Genomic DNA, 14731 nt, shown 5'->3' on the forward strand with positions numbered 1-14731 from the left:
CTCGTATCCTCCGCCAGTGCCTCACCGGGCACGATGTCGAAGGGCCCCACCGCTTGCGGTGGGGCCCTTCGGCGTTGTCCGTCCCGGTTTCCGTCTCAGTTGACTTCCGGGGTCGGCGGTACGTCTCGCCGGCCTGGCGGCGGAAGTTCAGCGCCAGTCGGCAGCTGACGGCGGTGGCGCAGGAGAGCTGACGCGCCGGGCTGAACCGCGCGCTCGCGCAGGGCGCGGTCAGCTCGCGGCCGACGTGCTGGTCAGCAGCTTGCCCATCGCGGCCAGCACGGACGGCTCGACGCGGTAGTAGACCCAGGTGCCGCGCCGCTCCGAGGTCAGCAGCCCGGCCTCCTTCAGCTTCTTCAGGTGGTGGGAGACGGTCGGCTGCGAGACGCCGACGTCGGAGATGTCGCATACGCACGCCTCGCCGCCCTCGTGCGAGGCCACCGCCGAGAACAGCCGCAGCCGCACCGGGTCCCCCAGGGCCTTGAACATCCGCGCGGCCGTTTCGGCCTCGTCGGCGGTGAAGGGACGCTCGGTCAGGGGCGGGCAGCATGGCGCCACGGCCTCGGGGACATCGGCTTCCAGCAGCGGCAGTGCCTGGGTGTTCGACATGCATCTATGTTGACATGCGTCGAACCAACAGGACCAGAGCGCCGCTAATTTGATAGATGTCTATGTTGACGGTCGTCGAAACAAGTGCCATGCTGGCCGTACAAGCCATCGACAGATGTCGAATCAAAGGGGAAGCTCGTGGCCGTGTCGCTCAGCAGCGTGTTCACCACCGACCAACTGCCCGTCGTGGTCATCGGAGCGGGCCCGGTCGGCCTGGCCGCCGCGGCCCGTCTCGTCGAGCGCGGCATCGAACCACTGGTCCTGGAGTCCGGGCCGTCGGCCGGCACGGCCGTACGCGGCTGGGCGCACGTGCGGCTGTTCTCGACCTGGTCGGAGGTCACCGACCCGGCCGCGGAGAAGCTCCTCGCGCCGACCGGCTGGACCCGCCCGGACGGTTCCGCGTACCCCACCGGCGGCGACTGGGCCGAGAAGTACCTCCAGCCGCTCGCCGACGTCCTCGGCGGCAAGGTCCGCTACGGCGCCACCGTGACCGGCGTCGCCCGCGCCGGACGCGACCGCGTCGTGGACTCCGGCCGCGACGAGCAGCCCTTCGCCGTGCACGTCCTGTCGGCCGACGGCCGCGAGGAACAGATCGGCGCCCGCGCGGTCATCGACGCCTCGGGCACGTGGTCCACCCCCGGCCCGCTGGGTGCCGACGGGCTGCCCGCCCTCGGCGAGAAGGCCGCCGCCGGACACCTCTCCTACCGCGTCCCCGACCTGGGCGACCCGGTCGTACGCGCCCGGTACGCGGGCAGTCGCACCGCCGTGGTCGGTTCCGGCGCCTCCGCCTTCACCGCCCTCGCCGCCCTCGCGGACCTGGCGGCGGAGGAGCCGGGCACGCACGCGGTGTGGATCCTGCGCCGCGGCATCACCGGCTCGACGTTCGGCGGCGGCGAGGCCGACGAACTGCCCGCCCGCGGTGCCCTCGGCCTGCGCGCCAAGGCCGCGGTGGAGGAAGGCCACGCCGACGCGGTCACCGGGTTCCGTACGCAGGCCGTCGAGCGGGACGGTGACCAACTGGTCCTCGTCGCCGAGGACGGACGCCGCCTCGACCCGGTCGACGAGGTCATCGTCCTGACCGGTCTGCGCCCGGACCTGTCCTTCCTCTCCGAGCTCCGCCTGGGCCTGGACGACCGCCTCCAGGCGCCCACCGCCCTGGCCCCGCTCATCGACCCCAACGTCCACTCCTGCGGCAGCGTCTACCCGCACGGCGTGAACGAGCTCTCCCACCCGGAGCAGGGCGTCTACCTGGTCGGCATGAAGTCCTACGGCCGCGCGCCCACGTTCCTCGCGATGACCGGCTACGAGCAGGTCCGCTCCGTCACCGCCGCGATCGCCGGAGACCGTGAGGCCGCCGAGCGCGTCGAGCTGACCCTGCCGGAGACGGGTGTGTGCGGCGGGGCCGGTCTGTTCGACGAGCCCGACGCCGCCCAGGACAACGAGAGCGGCGGCTGCTGTGCCGCCCCGGCCACCTTGCAGATCGGCACCGGCACCCCGGCCACCGCCTCCGGCGGCTGCTGAACTCCCCGTCCACTCCAGGAGGTTCGCCATGACGTCCCGCGTACAGCTCGCCCTCCGCGTGCCCGACCTCGCCGAGTCCGTGGCCTTCTACACCAAGCTCTTCGGCAACGGACCCGCCAAACTCCGCGAGGGCTACGCCAACTTCGCCGTCGCCGAGCCTCCGCTGAAGCTCGTTCTCATCGAAGGCACCGCGGGCGAGGCGACCCGTATGGACCACCTCGGCGTCGAGGTCGAGACGACCGAGGCCGTGCACGCCGCCACCGCCCGCCTGGGCGAGGCGGGCCTGTCCACCGACGTGGAGCACGACACCACGTGTTGCTACGCCCTCCAGGACAAGGTCTGGGTCCACGGCCCCGGCCGGGAACGCTGGGAGGTGTACGTCGTCAAGGCCGACGCCGACTCCCTCGCCAAGCAGTAGGGCTAACGCGAGAGAGTCGCTTCCGCCGAGGGTCAGTCACAGCAGTCGCAACCCGGGCGGCAGCCGCACGCCCCGTCCGCCTCGGCTCCGATGACCGGGGCCGCGGCGGACGGGGGCGCGCAGCAGCCCTTGCCCTGCCAGGCGTCCCGGCCTTCCTTGACGGCGATGGCCGCGATGACGAGGGCGGCGAGGGGGTCGGCCCACGACCAGCCCAGGGTGGCGTTGAGGACCAGGCCGACCAGGAGCACGGCCGAGAGGTATGTGCACAGCAGGGTCTGCTTGGAGTCGGCGACCGCGCTGGCGGAGCCCAGTTCACGGCCCGCGCGGCGTTGGGCTGCCGACAGGAACGGCATGACCGCGAGGGAGAGGGCGGCGAGCACGATGCCGGGGACGGAGCGCTCCGCCTCCCCGGTGCCGGTCAGCGCGCGGACGGCGTCGACGGCGACGTAGGCGGCGAGCGCGAAGAAGGACAGCGCGATGATCCGCAGGGTCGTCCTCTCCCGCGCCTCGCGCACGGCGTGCTCGCGGGCGGAGAACTGCCAGGCCACCGCGGCGGCGGAGGAGACCTCGACGACCGAGTCCAGGCCGAAGCCGATCAGGGCGGTCGAGGAGGCGAGCGTGCCGGCGGTGATGGCGACGATCGCCTCGATGACGTTGTAGGTGATCGTGGCCGCGACCAGCAGACGTATCCGGCGGGCGAGCACGTCTCGGCGGGCCGGGGAGGGCCCGAGGGATATCGCCGTCATCAGCAGCATCCCTTGTCGCCGGCCTCCGCACAGGTGCGGTCGGTCTCGACGGCCACCACGGCCGCACGCAGGTCGTCCAGCGCGTGGCCGAGGCGCTCGTCGGCCAGTTCGTAGCGGGTGCGACGGCCGTCGGGCACGGTGACGACCAGACCGCAGTCGCGCAGGCACGCGAGGTGGTTGGAGAGCCGGGTGCGCGAGATGCCGAGGGTGTCGGCGAGATCGGCGGGGTAGGCCGGGGCCTCACGCAGCGCGAGCAGGATGCGGCACCGGATGGGGTCGGCGAGCGCGCGGCCGAAGCGGGCCAGCACTTCGATGTCGGGGGCAACAGTCAGCACGGCTCGACAGTACATCAATCCCTGAATTCAGGAAACCATGGATCATCTACTGGCGGCTGCCGACACCGGTCATCCCGCAGGGGCACCTGTCAGCGCCTTTCAAGGGGCCTGAGGGACTCGATGCTCCGAGCCGGGTTGCTTCGGCACAGGACCACCGCGGCGCACAGCCCTGCTTCGAGTACACCGGCACCTTCCGGCGACTTGGGCGGCGGCACGGCCGTGACGTCAGGACGTTCCCGCACGGCCGGGCCGGATTCGGAATTCTGGTTGCCCGGCCGTCGTGGCCCTTGGAGTGGTCGCCGCCCTCGTGGCCCCTGGGCTTCTCGTCGTGGCCGTAGCTCTCATGGGGCTGCTCGGTGCCGAGGGCGGCGGAACTCCCGACCCGTCAGAAGACGTTGCACGCCGAAGCACCGTTCGTGAGGAGGCACCGCCGGATTCAGCGTGGCCGGCGTTGCGCGGTCCTCATGAGGTGCTGCTGGGAATCACGCAGTTCTTCGGTTGCGGCTTGCCGGTCGGCCAGCCCAGGCCGACGAACTTCAGGGTGCCAGGGCCCTTTCGGCCCGGGTCCAGTTCGACTATCGCGGCCGGTTTGTCGTAGGCGTTGCCGCCTGTGGTCAGGCAGATCAGGCCACTGGTGCCCTGGACTCGGTGGCGGGACTGGAGGAGGGACCACTGGCGGCCTACGTCCTCGCGGGTGGGGACCGACTCCGGGTCGTTCTTCTGGGCCTGGTGCAGGGCCTTGCCGATGGTGATGAGGCCGTCGTGGACGAGCATCGTCCGGGAGTCGTCCAGGTTGGGGGCGGAGCCCAGTTCTATGCCCTCGCGCCGGGTCGCGGCGATCTGCTGCCTGAGGGTGTCCAGGGCCGCTTTCGGTTCGGTCAGGTACTGGGGGAGGTCCCGGTCGGTCGGCTCGCGGTCGTGGGTCGCCGTGTACTTCTTCGTCCAGGCCGTCAGTTCCGTCGTCCAGGCGTCGGGGTGGGCGGGGGCCGCGTACTGCACCGTCACCTTCGCCCTGCCGTCGTCGCCGCGGAGCCTGGCCCAGTCCCTCTCCGTCATGTCCTGCCGCAGCGAGGCCGCGTCGGAACCGCTGATGATGGTGTAGTGGCGGTCCTCGCAGCCCACCTCGGCTAGCTTCAGGGCGAAGATCCGCAGGTGGAGGGTGCGGCCGGCGAAGTAGATCGTGTCGGCCCGGGAGTCGCAGATGTTGTTGGCCGTCTGGGTGAACTGGTTGCCGGTCGAGCCCGCCTCGTCGATCGACGGGGACTCGAAGGACATCGCGGCGGGGCCTGCCGGGCCCTTCTCCTCGATCCTGCTGAAGGCCTTCGCCAGCGACTCGTTGTAACCGTCCGGGCGTTTGTCGAAGACCAGGACCGTCCTGAGGTTCTGGCGGCCGCGTTCGCCGTTGAAGTCGGCCAGGGCCTGGGCCGCGTCGTGGTTGGTGGGGAGGATGCGGGCCAGGCCCGGGAAGCGGACCTTCGCCATTCCGTCCGGCCGGTCCTCGTTGGCGATCCGGTCTCCGCTGATCCGGGCCGCGAGCACCGGGATCTTGTTCTCCGTCAGGCGGGCGACGGCCGCTTCCGTGGTGTCGAGGCTCAGGTTGAAGCCGGTGACCGCGCGCAGCCGGTCCTCGGGCGAGGCGGCCATCCGCAGCAGGGTGTCGACGACCTTCGACTGACGGCCGTAGTCCTGCCCGGGGTTGGCCAGTACCAGGCGGATCTTCGGGGGTTCCCCCTCGCCCGCGTTGGCCTGGCGCTGTCCCAGGTACGCGCCCTGGAGGTCGCTGCGCATCTGCCGGCGCAGGGCCTCCCTGTCCGACTGGAGCGGCAGCATCATCGCGACCGTGACGTACGGCTGTTTCTCGATTCTCCGGTTCTCGCGTGCGATGGCCCGGGCCACGTCGGTGATCTCCGGGGTGCCGAAGTCGTAGCCCTCGCCGTTGACGCCGACGCACTCGCCGTCGATCCGCTCCACGCCGTCCGCGCAGGTGTCCGGCTTGGTGAGGAGCGAGTAGACGAACACGGAACCTGCCACGAGCGCCATCGCGCCCAGCAGTGAGAAGAGGATCTTCCGCCATCTGGGCATGCCGTCATCTCCTTCGCCGGAGCTGCTCGGTGCAGGTGCAGCGCAGTAGGGGCTGTTCGTTCTCCGCCAGGCCGCTCCAGTCCGTGGCCGTCCGGCTGAGCAGGCCCGCGCCCTCGAAGTCCATGATCGACAGGAGGTCCAGCAGTTTGGCGAGTGTGCGGGCGGTCTCCTTGCCGGTCGGTCTGGTCCGCTCCTCGCACAGCCACACCGCGTGCAGCAGCTGGTCGACGGTGCGGCGCAGCGGGGGGCCGTCCACCGGCACCAGGCCCTGGGCGCGGTCCCGCCGGGCGTCCGCCCCGCCCGGGTAGGGCGCCTGGGCGATCTCCAGGAGCTCCGCGCACCACTCGCGGGGGCGGCCGGGGAGTGTGGCGGCGAGGTGGCTGACGACGTCGTCCACACCGCCGGAGACCAGGTGGTGGTTCATGCGGTGGGCGGTGAGGGAGCGGAAGGCTGCGTCACCCGGGGCCGCGTCGCCCGGGGGCCGGTGGTGCGGCGCCCGACCGGGCGAGGCTCCGGAGCCCGAGGCCCCACCGGCCGGCACTCCGTCGCCGGTCACCCGGCCGCCCGACGCCCCACGGCGCGGGGCCCCGCCGCCCGGCACTCCGTAGCCCGGCACACCGCCGCCCCAGGCTCCGCCGCCCGGCGTCCCTGCGCCTGAGGCCCCGTCGCCCGGCATCCCACCGCGCGAGCCTTCGCCACCCTGCACCCCACCGTCCGGGCCCCCGCCTCCCTGGCCCCCCGCCTCCCCCGCCGCCCGACGCGCGTAGTGGTCGCGCAGGAGGTGGTGGTCGGCGTGCCAGGCGGCGCCGTCGGGGCGCAGGCCGTACAGCCGGTGCACCAGCAGCTGGCGGAGGCCGAAGTCGCCTATGAAGTGGCGTTCGCAGCTCGGCCATCCGGTGTCGGTGAGGAGCCGGGAGACGTGATGGGCGGTCAGGTGGTGGACGTGGCCCTGCTGGTGGTGGCGGAGCAGGACGTCCGCGCACTCCGTGTCGTGTGCCACCGACAGGTGGGTGAGGAGGTCGAGCCAGTGGGCGTGGTGCTCGGTCGGGAGCCGTACCGGTAACTGGTCGAGGATCAGCTCTCGCAGGAGCACGTCCGCGACGGGGCGTTCGAGGGTGCCGTCGCCGGGGAGCCGTAACGGGGCGTCCAGGATGTCCCGGTCGTTGGCGTCCGGCGGCATGCGGAAGGCGGCCGCGGCTTCGGCCAGGCGGATCACGGTGTGCGGGCGGCCGCCGCTCAGCCGTGCCACGGCGGCGTCGATACGGCGGCGGTTCGTGCCGCCCTCCGGCTCGGCGCGCTGCTGTCTTCGTACGGTCTCCCGGCGGAGCTGGTCGCCGGTGAGCAGCGGCATCCGCAGCAGGAGCACGCCGTCGGCCAGAGGGGCCCGGTCCGCGGCTTCGTCCGTACGGCGGGACCAGGCGGGCGGGGCGCCGTCGGCGGGACGGTACTCCGCCGGGGGCGTCACCTCCTCGGGCGGCAGGCCTCCGTGCAGGAAGGCGCCGCCGTCCGGCCGGCGTGCCGTGCCGACGACGACCACGCGGTCGCGCTGCCCGCTCCGGCGGTCGGTGAGTACGGCGCGCAGCAGATGCTCGCCCAGGGGCGACTCGGCGTGGTCCAGCAGCAGGCCCGGGCGGCCGACCCGGCGCAGCCAGCCGATGGGTGCGGCGTACGCCGCCTCCAGGTCCTCGCGCAGCGCCCGGAAGAGGAAGCCTTCCGCGACCTCACGTGCCTCGCCGCCGGCCCGGAAGTCGGCGGCGAGGATGCGCAGCCCGATCCTGGGCTGGCCGGCGGCGCCGGGATAGGCGCCGTAGATCCGGCCCAGTTCCGCTCTGCCCCGGGGCGCCAGGCTCTCGAAGAGGGCGTCCAGGAGGGCGTTGCTCACGGCCGCCGAGTACGGGTCGAGCGCCTGCCCGAGGGTGGTCAGGAGGTTGCGGATGGTGCCGCGCAGGACGCCGCGCCAGAAGTCGCCGGTGCCCAGGCCGCGCAGGCGTTGCCTCTGGGGCAGGTCCTCGTACCGTTCGGCCTCCGTCGCGACCGCCTCGGGCGTGCCCTCCGCGACGCCGGTCGCGATCATGGCCAGGCCCGCGAAGAGACGCGGGAAGGCGAACGAGCCGCCTGTCCCCTGCCAGGTGCACAGCCGCCGGGCGACCTCGACCAGGGCCTCGGTCGCGGCGGAGCGCGCACCGGGCTCCGGGTCCGCGCGGTCCGCGTACACCGGGGAGGCACAGTCCAGGTGGATCACCGGCACCTTGGCGGCGAAACGGTCCCGCACGGCGCGCAGCAGCCGGCCCTTGCCCATGCCGGGGCCGCCGGTGAGCAGTACGACGGGCAGGTCGGGGCCGTAGAGCAGATCCCGGCCGGCCCCCGACGGCGCCCGCCCCAGCAGCCGCGCGAAGAAACCCTCGTCGCCGAGGAGTTTCTCGAATCCCAGTTCTTCACACACGGACCCCCCATGGAGTGCCTGCCCGCACAGGAGCGGGTGACCGGTGACCGATGTGCCAGAAAAGATCCAGTGGAACACGGAACGGCCTGATCGGACAACGGGGGCTGCATGGAAGGAAGTTGCCCGCATCGCCTACGCGGGCCGGTCCGACGCCGGCCACACGTACGGCAGGTCGTCCGGGACGCCCGGGAAGAGGTCCGCGTACGTTGCGGGGTCCTTGCGGACGAGGGCCGAGCGGTGGCTGTGGTGGAAGGGCGTGTCGCCCAGCCAGGGGGGCAGTTCGTCCTCGGCCGCCAGGACGTGCTGGTCGCGGACCGGGGCGTGCGGGCGGGTCGCCGCGAGGTCGGCGACCAGGGTGGCGGCGCAACTGTCCTGGTGGCCCTGTTCCCGCCAGACGCGGCAGATCTCCAGGCCGTAGCGGACGAGTGCCTCCTCGTAGCCGGACCACATCCGGACCGCCGGGTGGTGGCGCCAGCCGTACCCGGGTACGACCAGGCCGCGCAGCACCTGCAACGCCTCGACCCGCTGTTTGCCGAGCCGGCGGCGGTCCAGGACGAGGGCCGACTCCCGGAAGCCGGCGTAGGGGAGGAAGGTCTGCACGCCGTCCCGTCCCGGGTGCCTACCGCTCCGCGCCGGTGCGGTTCGGACGGCGGCGGCCGAGGGCCAGGGCCAGACCGATCATCACGATGCCCAGGACGAAGTGGAGCCAGTCGTCGGCGGCGTTGAGCGGGACGAAGTTGGCGTCGCTGTCGTGGCCGACGAGCAGGCCGTAGACCCACAGCACCAGGTAGACGGCTCCGCCGACCAGCAGGTACGAGTACGCTCCGGCGGCCGTGCGGGCGAGGGCCAGGCCGGCGAGGCCGTAGGCCAGGTGCACGAGGTTGTGCAGGATCGAGACCTGGAACAGGCCCAGCAGCTCGGCGCCCGACTCGTGGGAGGCGAACTCCATGGAGTCGTAGTCTGTGGTGATGCCGGGGATGAACCCCAGCACGCCGACCAGGAGGAAGACGACGCCCATGAGCTGGGCGGCCCGCCGCACGGGTGCCGCGGCGGCCCGGTGGGAAGTGTGTGTGGTCATGGCCGGTGGATCCTCACGTAAGAGAGATGGTCTGTTCCGCCCAGATGGTCTTGCCCCAGGCGCCCTGGCGCGTGCCCCAGCGCCCGGTCAGCTGGGCCACGAGGAGCAGGCCGCGCCCGCCCTCGTCGTAGATGCGGGCGCGCCGCAGGTGGGGAGCGGTGTTGCCGCCGTCGGAGACCTCGCAGATCAGGGTGTTGTCGTGGATCAGGCGGAGCTGGATCGGCGGCTGAGCGTGCCGGATGGCGTTGGTGACGAGTTCGCTGGCGACCAGCTCGGTGACGAAGGCCGCGTCGGACAGCCCCCACCTCTCCAGCTGCGCCACCACGTCCTTGCGGGTCTGGGCGACCGCGGACGGGTCGTCCGGCACCGCCCAGGTGGCGACCTGGCTCGCGTCGAGCGCGCGGGTGCGGGCGACGAGCAGGGCCACGTCGTCGGCCGGGCGCTGCGGCAGCAGGTCGGCCAGCACGGCGTCGCACAGGGCGTCCAGCGAGGGCGCCGGGCGGGCGAGGGACTCCCGCAGCCGGTGGACGCCGGCGTCGAGGTCCCGGTCCCTGTCCCGGTCCTCGATCAGGCCGTTGGTGTAGAGGACGAGCAGGCTGCCCTCGGGCAGGACGACCTCGGTGGCCTCGTAGGGCAGGCTGCCCACGCCGAGCGGGGGCGCGGCCGGGATTCCCATCAGCTCGACGTCTCCGTCGGGGTTCACGACGGCCGGCGCCGGATGCCCGGCCCCGGAGAAGCAGCAGCGCCGCGACACGGGGTCGTACACGGCGTACAGGCAGGTCGCGCCCACGTCCCCGAAGGCTTCGACGCCCTCCTCGCCCTCCTCCACGCTCAGCCGGGCGACCAGGTCGTCCAGGTGCGTCAGCAGCTCGTCGCACGGCAGGTCGATGTCGGCGAGGGTGCGGACGGCGGTGCGCAGTCGGCCCATGGTCGCGGAGGCGTGCAGGCCGTGGCCGACGACGTCGCCGACGACGAGGGCCACCCGCGCCCCGGAGAGGGGGATGACGTCGAACCAGTCGCCTCCGACGCCGGCGTGCCCGCCCGCCGGGAGATAGCGCGAGGCGACCTCGACCGCCGCCTGCCGGGGCAGCCGCTGCGGCAGCAGGCTGCGCTGGAGCGTGACGGCCGTGGCGCGCTCCCGGGTGTAGCGGCGGGCGTTGTCGATGCTGACCGCGGCCCGGGCGGCCAGTTCCCCGGCCAGGACCAGATCGTCGTGCCGGAAGGTGTCGGGGTTGCGGTGCCGGACGAAGAACACGACTCCCAGCGTGGTGCCGCGGGCGACGAGCGGCACGGTCATCACCGAGTGGATGCCGAACGCCCGGATCCTCTCGGCACGGGCGGGGTCGTGTGCGAGCCACGCCGTGAACGCCGTGTCGGTCACCTCGTGCAGGGTGGCCCGTCCCGCGCGCAGGCTCTCGTAGGGCGCCGATCCCTCCGGGTAGGAGTCCACCTCGCCCGGCGCCACGACGGCCTCCGGGGCCCCCGGGGTCACGGACCGCAGCGCCACCCGCCGCAGCAGCAGCGGCCCGTCCGCCGGGAGGGCCCGGGCGCGCGGTTCGGGCGTGTCGTCCAGCGCGGCGAGCAGGTCGACGCTGACGAAGTCGGCCAGGTCCGGGACGGTCACGTCCGTCAGTTCCTGGGCCGTGCGCGTCACGTCGAGCGTGCTGCCGATGCGCCGGCCGGCCTCGGCGATGAGCTGGAGCCGCTTGCGGGCCCAGGACTGCTCCGTCATGTCGTGCGCGGCAAGGCAGACGCCCCGGATCGTGCCCTCGGCGTCGCGCAGCGCGGACTCGAAGACCGACCAGGCGTGCTCGCGGGTCTCGCCCGGGGCGCGCAGGTAGTTCTCCTCGTACTGCGGCTCGCCGGTCCGCAGCACCCGGGCCATGCTGCGCTCCGCCCGCTCACCGGCCTCGTCGTCGACGATCTCGGACACGCGCAGGCCCAGCATCTCGTCCTCGGTGAGCGCCATGGCCCGCTCCATGCCCTCGTTGGCCCGCCTGAGCCGGAGCCGGGTGTCGTAGATCGCCAGGGCGCAGCACGGGGACTGGGCGAAGCTCCAGCTCACGAGGGATTCGTCGAGGGCGGGCCGGGGCTGTTCGCGGGTCAGGGCGGAGAGGAGGAGCCAGGCGGGGGCGCCGGTTCCGGGCGCCCTGTGGTGGGCGAGGACCCTGACGGTCAGCTTCCGGCCGTCGTGGTGCCGGAGCGCGATGTCGCCGTTCCACCGGGGCAGTCCGGCGAGCGCGGGCAGGCCGCCCCGTACCGGGATCGGCTCGGCCAGCAGATCCGCGGCGCGGCGGCCGGTCATCTGCCGTGCCGCGTACCCGAGGAGCCGCTCGGCGCCCGTGTTCCAGCCGGTCACCCTGCCCTGCTCGTCTAGGGTGACGCGGGCGGTCAGGGACTCACGGACGAGGTCCCCTAGGGCTTCGGGGGCCTCGGATTCCGCTCCGATCGACCGGGTGGTCCGGCCGACGGTGACGGGCTGCTCCATGATCGGTCATCTCGCTCTCGCGGGGGAACCCCGGGGAATGGCAGCGAAATCGCGGGGGAATCAGCCGTAATTCCACATATGTGCACTACCCCCTGATTACCCCGATTGTGGTGGGTATTACCGTGTCGTCCGGGACCGGACGGGGAGCCTGCCGCTGCCCGGCCCGGGTAACCGGTCCCCCATGGGCGAGATTCTGGTGGGCACGTGTTCCTGGACCGACCGGGCCCTGGTCGGCAGCGGCTGGTATCCGGTGGGGCGGCGGGACGCCGAGGGGCGGTTACGGCACTACGCCGAGCGGTTCCCGGTCGTCGAGGTCGACGCCTCGTACTACGCGCTGCCGAGCGAACGGAACAGCCGGCTGTGGGCCGAGCGGACACCGGACGGTTTCGTGTTCGACGTGAAGGCGTTCTCGCTGCTGACGGGGCATCCCACCCGGGAGGCGGTGATGCCGGACGGGCTGCCGGCCGAGCACCGGGACCCGGCGGTGCTCGACGAGGTGTGGGCCCGGTTCGCGGCCGGGATCGAGCCGCTGCGGGAGGCCGGGCGGCTGGGGAGCGTGCTGTTCCAGTTCCCGCCCTGGTTCCGGCCGGGAGAATGGGCGGAGGCGTTCCTGCGGGAGTGCGCCGAGCGGACCCGCGGGTGGCCCGTCGCCGTGGAGTTCCGGCATCCCTCGTGGTGGGAGCCGGGCCGGGAGGAGGCGACGGGCGCGCTGCTCGCCCGGCAGGGCATGGCCGCGGTCGCCGTCGACATGACGCAGACCCTGCCCTCCTCCGTCCCGCCGGTCACCCCCGTCACCTCGCCTCGGCTGTCCGTCGTGCGGTTCCACGGACGCAGCACCGCCTGGGGCACCGGCAGCAAGGAGGACCGGTTCCGGTACGGGTACGGCGAGGAGGAACTCGCCGAGTGGCTGCCCCGCGTGCGCCGGCTGGCCGAGCGGACCGAACAGGTCCACGTCCTGTTCAACAACTGCTGCGGGGACGCCGCCGTCCGTGCCGCCGAGTGCATGACGCGGCTCCTCGGCGGCGACCGGCCGGCGGCGGCAGCGAGGGTGCCTAGGGCACGATCCGCACCTGCTTCGACACCGTCACCTGGTCCACGTCCGACACCCGCACGGTCGTCTTCATCGTCCACGTCCCGGCGAGGGGCAGGTTGACGGAGTTGGTGCTCCAGTAGCCGCCGACGTCGGTGAGCTTGGCGTCGATCGGACCGACCTCGCGGGAGGGCAGGCTGAAGGTGATGCGGACCTCGGGGATAACGACCAGACCCTTGTCGGCGCCGTAGACCACGGCCTGGACGCCGTTCTCGCCGACGCGGGCCGGGTCCAGGGTGACCTGTACCGTGCCGCGGCCGGACAGGGTGCCGCCGCCCGTGTCGAAGGGCACCGTGACGAGGGTCGTCGGCGGCAGCGCACCCACCGGGGACCGCTGCGCGGCCTCGGCCTGCGCGCGGCCCGGCAGCGTGGTGGTGAGCAGTGTGGTGATCAGCAACACCACGGCGGCGACGGCGACTTCGACGAGGACGGAGCGGCGCAGCCCGCGCCGCCGGTTGTCCTCTTCCCCGGGCCCGGGAGCCGGCTCCGGCGTCCCCGGCGGCCTCTGCCCTTCCTCCGGCGCTTTCGGCTCCTGCGGTTCACCGGGCTCCCCGGCTTCACCAGCCGCGCCGGATGCCCCGGACGCCCCGGACTCCCCCGGCTCTTCCACCTGTGCCGACGCTCCCACGCCGACCGGCTGCGGGACCCGTTCCGCTGCGGCCGTCCGGGCCGTGGCCGCCGGGGCCGCGAGGCGGGCCGTCCACCGGCGCGAGTACCCGGCCGCCAGCAACAGCGCGGTCACCGCGGCCAGTTTGGCCAGCAGCAGCCGGCCGTACGACGTGCCGGTCAGCGCGTCGAGGGAGCCGAGGCCGCGCCAGGACTGGTAGAGGCCGGTGACGGCCAGGACGGTCACCGAGGCGAAGGCGATGCGGGAGAAGCGGGGCACGACCTCCGTCAGGGACTCGACGGTGGCCCGGCGCAGGGTCAGGAGCAGCGCCACGAGGCCGCCGAGCCAGACCCCCGTCGCCACCAGGTGCAGCACGGACGAGGTCATCGCCACCGGCACCTGGATCCCGGCGGAGGCGTGCTCGGCCGCCGCCCAGGTCAGGGCCAGGGCGACGGCCAGGGTCGCACCCACCGCCCGCATCACAGGCTCTTGGTGGTCGCGGCGCCTGGACAGCCGTAGCAGGAAGGCCGCGGTCAGCAGCAGGACGGCCAGCCTGGCGAGCAGGGCCAGGCCCGGGCGGCTGGTCAGGGTGCGTTCGAGGGCGGAGAGGTCGAAGGCCGCGGCGGGACCCGCGCCCGCCTCGTACGGGGCGCGCAGGAGCAGCAGGACGGCCGTCGAGCCGAGCAGCGTCCACCAGGCCGCCACCAGCGGTCTGCGCAGCGGGGACGTGTCCGCGGGGCGGCACAGCAGCGCGAACGCCACCGTGCCGACGAGCAGCGCGGCGGCGAGGTAGGCGAGGTAGCGGGCGGCGTCGTGGAGGCCGCCGGTCAGCGGGTCCTCGTCCGGGCCGGTGTCGACCTGCGCGCTCGTCGCGGACCGTTTGCCGACGGAGAAGGTGAAGGCGCCGGAGATCGGGTGGCTGTCGGCGGACACCACCCGCCAGGCCACCGTGTAAGTGCCCCGGGCGAGTTTCCCGGGCAGTCCGACCCGGGCCGTGTCGGAGCGGCCGTCCGCGTGCTCGGCCTCGCCGGTGTGCACGCGGCGCTGGTCCGGGCCGAAGACGCGGAAGGAGTCGTCGAGCAGGCCGACGGACTCCGTGAAGGTCAGGGTGAGGTGGCGGGGGGCACGCTGGACGACGGAGCCGTCGTCGGGGTCGGTGCCGCGGAGGGCGGCGTGGGCGGAAGCGGGGGCTGCGCTGAAGAGGAGCAGGACCAGCACGGTGCCGAGCAGCACCAGGGCTTGACGTCGCCGGGGGTGTCCGCGTCCGACATTGGGCTCCTCGTTCCGCCGTTGGTGCACGTGGGTCTCCGGGGTCGG

General features: G+C 73.2%; 12 protein-coding genes. 3 read left to right on the plus strand and 9 right to left on the minus strand.

Annotated elements, in window-relative coordinates; translation table 11 throughout:
* Positions 1 to 228: 228 nt before the first annotated feature.
* A complete protein-coding gene (locus QC385_RS18440; protein ID WP_086847476.1) occupies positions 229 to 606 on the minus strand; it encodes an ArsR/SmtB family transcription factor in 378 nt (125 codons plus the stop codon).
* A gap of 144 nt (positions 607 to 750) precedes the next feature.
* On the opposite strand from QC385_RS18440, the gene QC385_RS18445 reads away from it, so the two are divergent.
* On the plus strand, positions 751 to 2127 hold the full coding sequence (locus QC385_RS18445; protein ID WP_279542413.1) for an NAD(P)-binding domain-containing protein: 1377 nt from the start codon (positions 751 to 753) through the stop codon (positions 2125 to 2127).
* Between the two features lie 28 nt (positions 2128 to 2155).
* The gene (locus tag QC385_RS18450) at positions 2156 to 2545 is read left to right on the plus strand and encodes an ArsI/CadI family heavy metal resistance metalloenzyme (protein WP_336621304.1); all 390 of its coding nucleotides are present in this window, start codon (positions 2156 to 2158) and stop codon (positions 2543 to 2545) included.
* Between the two features lie 32 nt (positions 2546 to 2577).
* Here QC385_RS18450 and QC385_RS18455 read toward each other — a convergent pair whose 3' ends face one another.
* The 7 genes from QC385_RS18455 to QC385_RS18485 form a co-directional block, all read right to left on the minus strand.
* Positions 2578 to 3300, minus strand: a complete 723-nt coding sequence (locus tag QC385_RS18455) for a cation transporter (RefSeq protein WP_279542414.1) — start codon at positions 3298 to 3300, stop codon at positions 2578 to 2580.
* Positions 3291 to 3626 carry an ArsR/SmtB family transcription factor gene (locus tag QC385_RS18460; RefSeq protein WP_150481801.1) on the minus strand — a complete coding sequence of 112 codons (336 nt, stop codon included), beginning with the start codon at positions 3624 to 3626 and terminating at the stop codon, positions 3291 to 3293. Before QC385_RS18460 ends, QC385_RS18455 begins: the two co-directional genes overlap by 10 nt.
* A 462-nt stretch (positions 3627 to 4088) precedes the next feature.
* On the minus strand, positions 4089 to 5708 hold the full coding sequence (locus QC385_RS18465) for an ABC transporter substrate-binding protein (RefSeq protein WP_279542415.1): 1620 nt from the start codon (positions 5706 to 5708) through the stop codon (positions 4089 to 4091).
* A 4-nt stretch (positions 5709 to 5712) separates the two neighbouring features.
* Complete coding sequence (locus QC385_RS18470; protein ID WP_279542416.1) at positions 5713 to 8151, minus strand: hypothetical protein; 2439 nt, start codon at positions 8149 to 8151, stop codon at positions 5713 to 5715.
* A 132-nt stretch (positions 8152 to 8283) separates the two neighbouring features.
* A complete protein-coding gene (locus QC385_RS18475; protein WP_279542417.1) occupies positions 8284 to 8751 on the minus strand; it encodes an MSMEG_6728 family protein in 468 nt (155 codons plus the stop codon).
* Between the two features lie 19 nt (positions 8752 to 8770).
* Complete coding sequence (locus tag QC385_RS18480) at positions 8771 to 9229, minus strand: DUF4383 domain-containing protein (RefSeq protein WP_279542418.1); 459 nt, start codon at positions 9227 to 9229, stop codon at positions 8771 to 8773.
* Positions 9230 to 9242: 13 nt separating this feature from the next.
* Positions 9243 to 11717 carry a SpoIIE family protein phosphatase gene (locus QC385_RS18485; protein WP_279542419.1) on the minus strand — a complete coding sequence of 825 codons (2475 nt, stop codon included), beginning with the start codon at positions 11715 to 11717 and terminating at the stop codon, positions 9243 to 9245.
* Positions 11718 to 11898: 181 nt separating this feature from the next.
* On the opposite strand from QC385_RS18485, the gene QC385_RS18490 reads away from it, so the two are divergent.
* Positions 11899 to 12870 carry a DUF72 domain-containing protein gene (locus QC385_RS18490; RefSeq protein WP_279542420.1) on the plus strand — a complete coding sequence of 324 codons (972 nt, stop codon included), beginning with the start codon at positions 11899 to 11901 and terminating at the stop codon, positions 12868 to 12870.
* Here the strand turns inward: QC385_RS18490 and QC385_RS18495 are convergent.
* Positions 12770 to 14647, minus strand: a complete 1878-nt coding sequence (locus QC385_RS18495; RefSeq protein ID WP_279542615.1) for a copper resistance CopC/CopD family protein — start codon at positions 14645 to 14647, stop codon at positions 12770 to 12772. The genes QC385_RS18490 and QC385_RS18495 overlap by 101 nt on opposite strands.
* Positions 14648 to 14731 lie beyond the last annotated feature (84 nt).

This window comes from Streptomyces sp. DH10 (assembly GCF_029813805.1).
GTDB classification, from domain to species: domain Bacteria; phylum Actinomycetota; class Actinomycetes; order Streptomycetales; family Streptomycetaceae; genus Streptomyces; species Streptomyces coeruleofuscus.

What these genes read in the sequence shown, in the direction of transcription:
- QC385_RS18440 (WP_086847476.1), bottom strand. Translation starts at nt 606, where the DNA reads ATGTCGAACACCCAGGCACTGCCGCTGCTGGAAGCCGATGTCCCCGAG.
- QC385_RS18450 (WP_336621304.1), top strand. Translation starts at nt 2,156, where the DNA reads ATGACGTCCCGCGTACAGCTCGCCCTCCGCGTGCCCGACCTCGCCGAG.
- QC385_RS18455 (WP_279542414.1), bottom strand. Translation starts at nt 3,300, where the DNA reads ATGCTGCTGATGACGGCGATATCCCTCGGGCCCTCCCCGGCCCGCCGA.
- QC385_RS18465 (WP_279542415.1), bottom strand. Translation starts at nt 5,708, where the DNA reads ATGCCCAGATGGCGGAAGATCCTCTTCTCACTGCTGGGCGCGATGGCG.
- QC385_RS18480 (WP_279542418.1), bottom strand. Translation starts at nt 9,229, where the DNA reads ATGACCACACACACTTCCCACCGGGCCGCCGCGGCACCCGTGCGGCGG.
- QC385_RS18485 (WP_279542419.1), bottom strand. Translation starts at nt 11,717, where the DNA reads ATGGAGCAGCCCGTCACCGTCGGCCGGACCACCCGGTCGATCGGAGCG.
- QC385_RS18490 (WP_279542420.1), top strand. Translation starts at nt 11,899, where the DNA reads ATGGGCGAGATTCTGGTGGGCACGTGTTCCTGGACCGACCGGGCCCTG.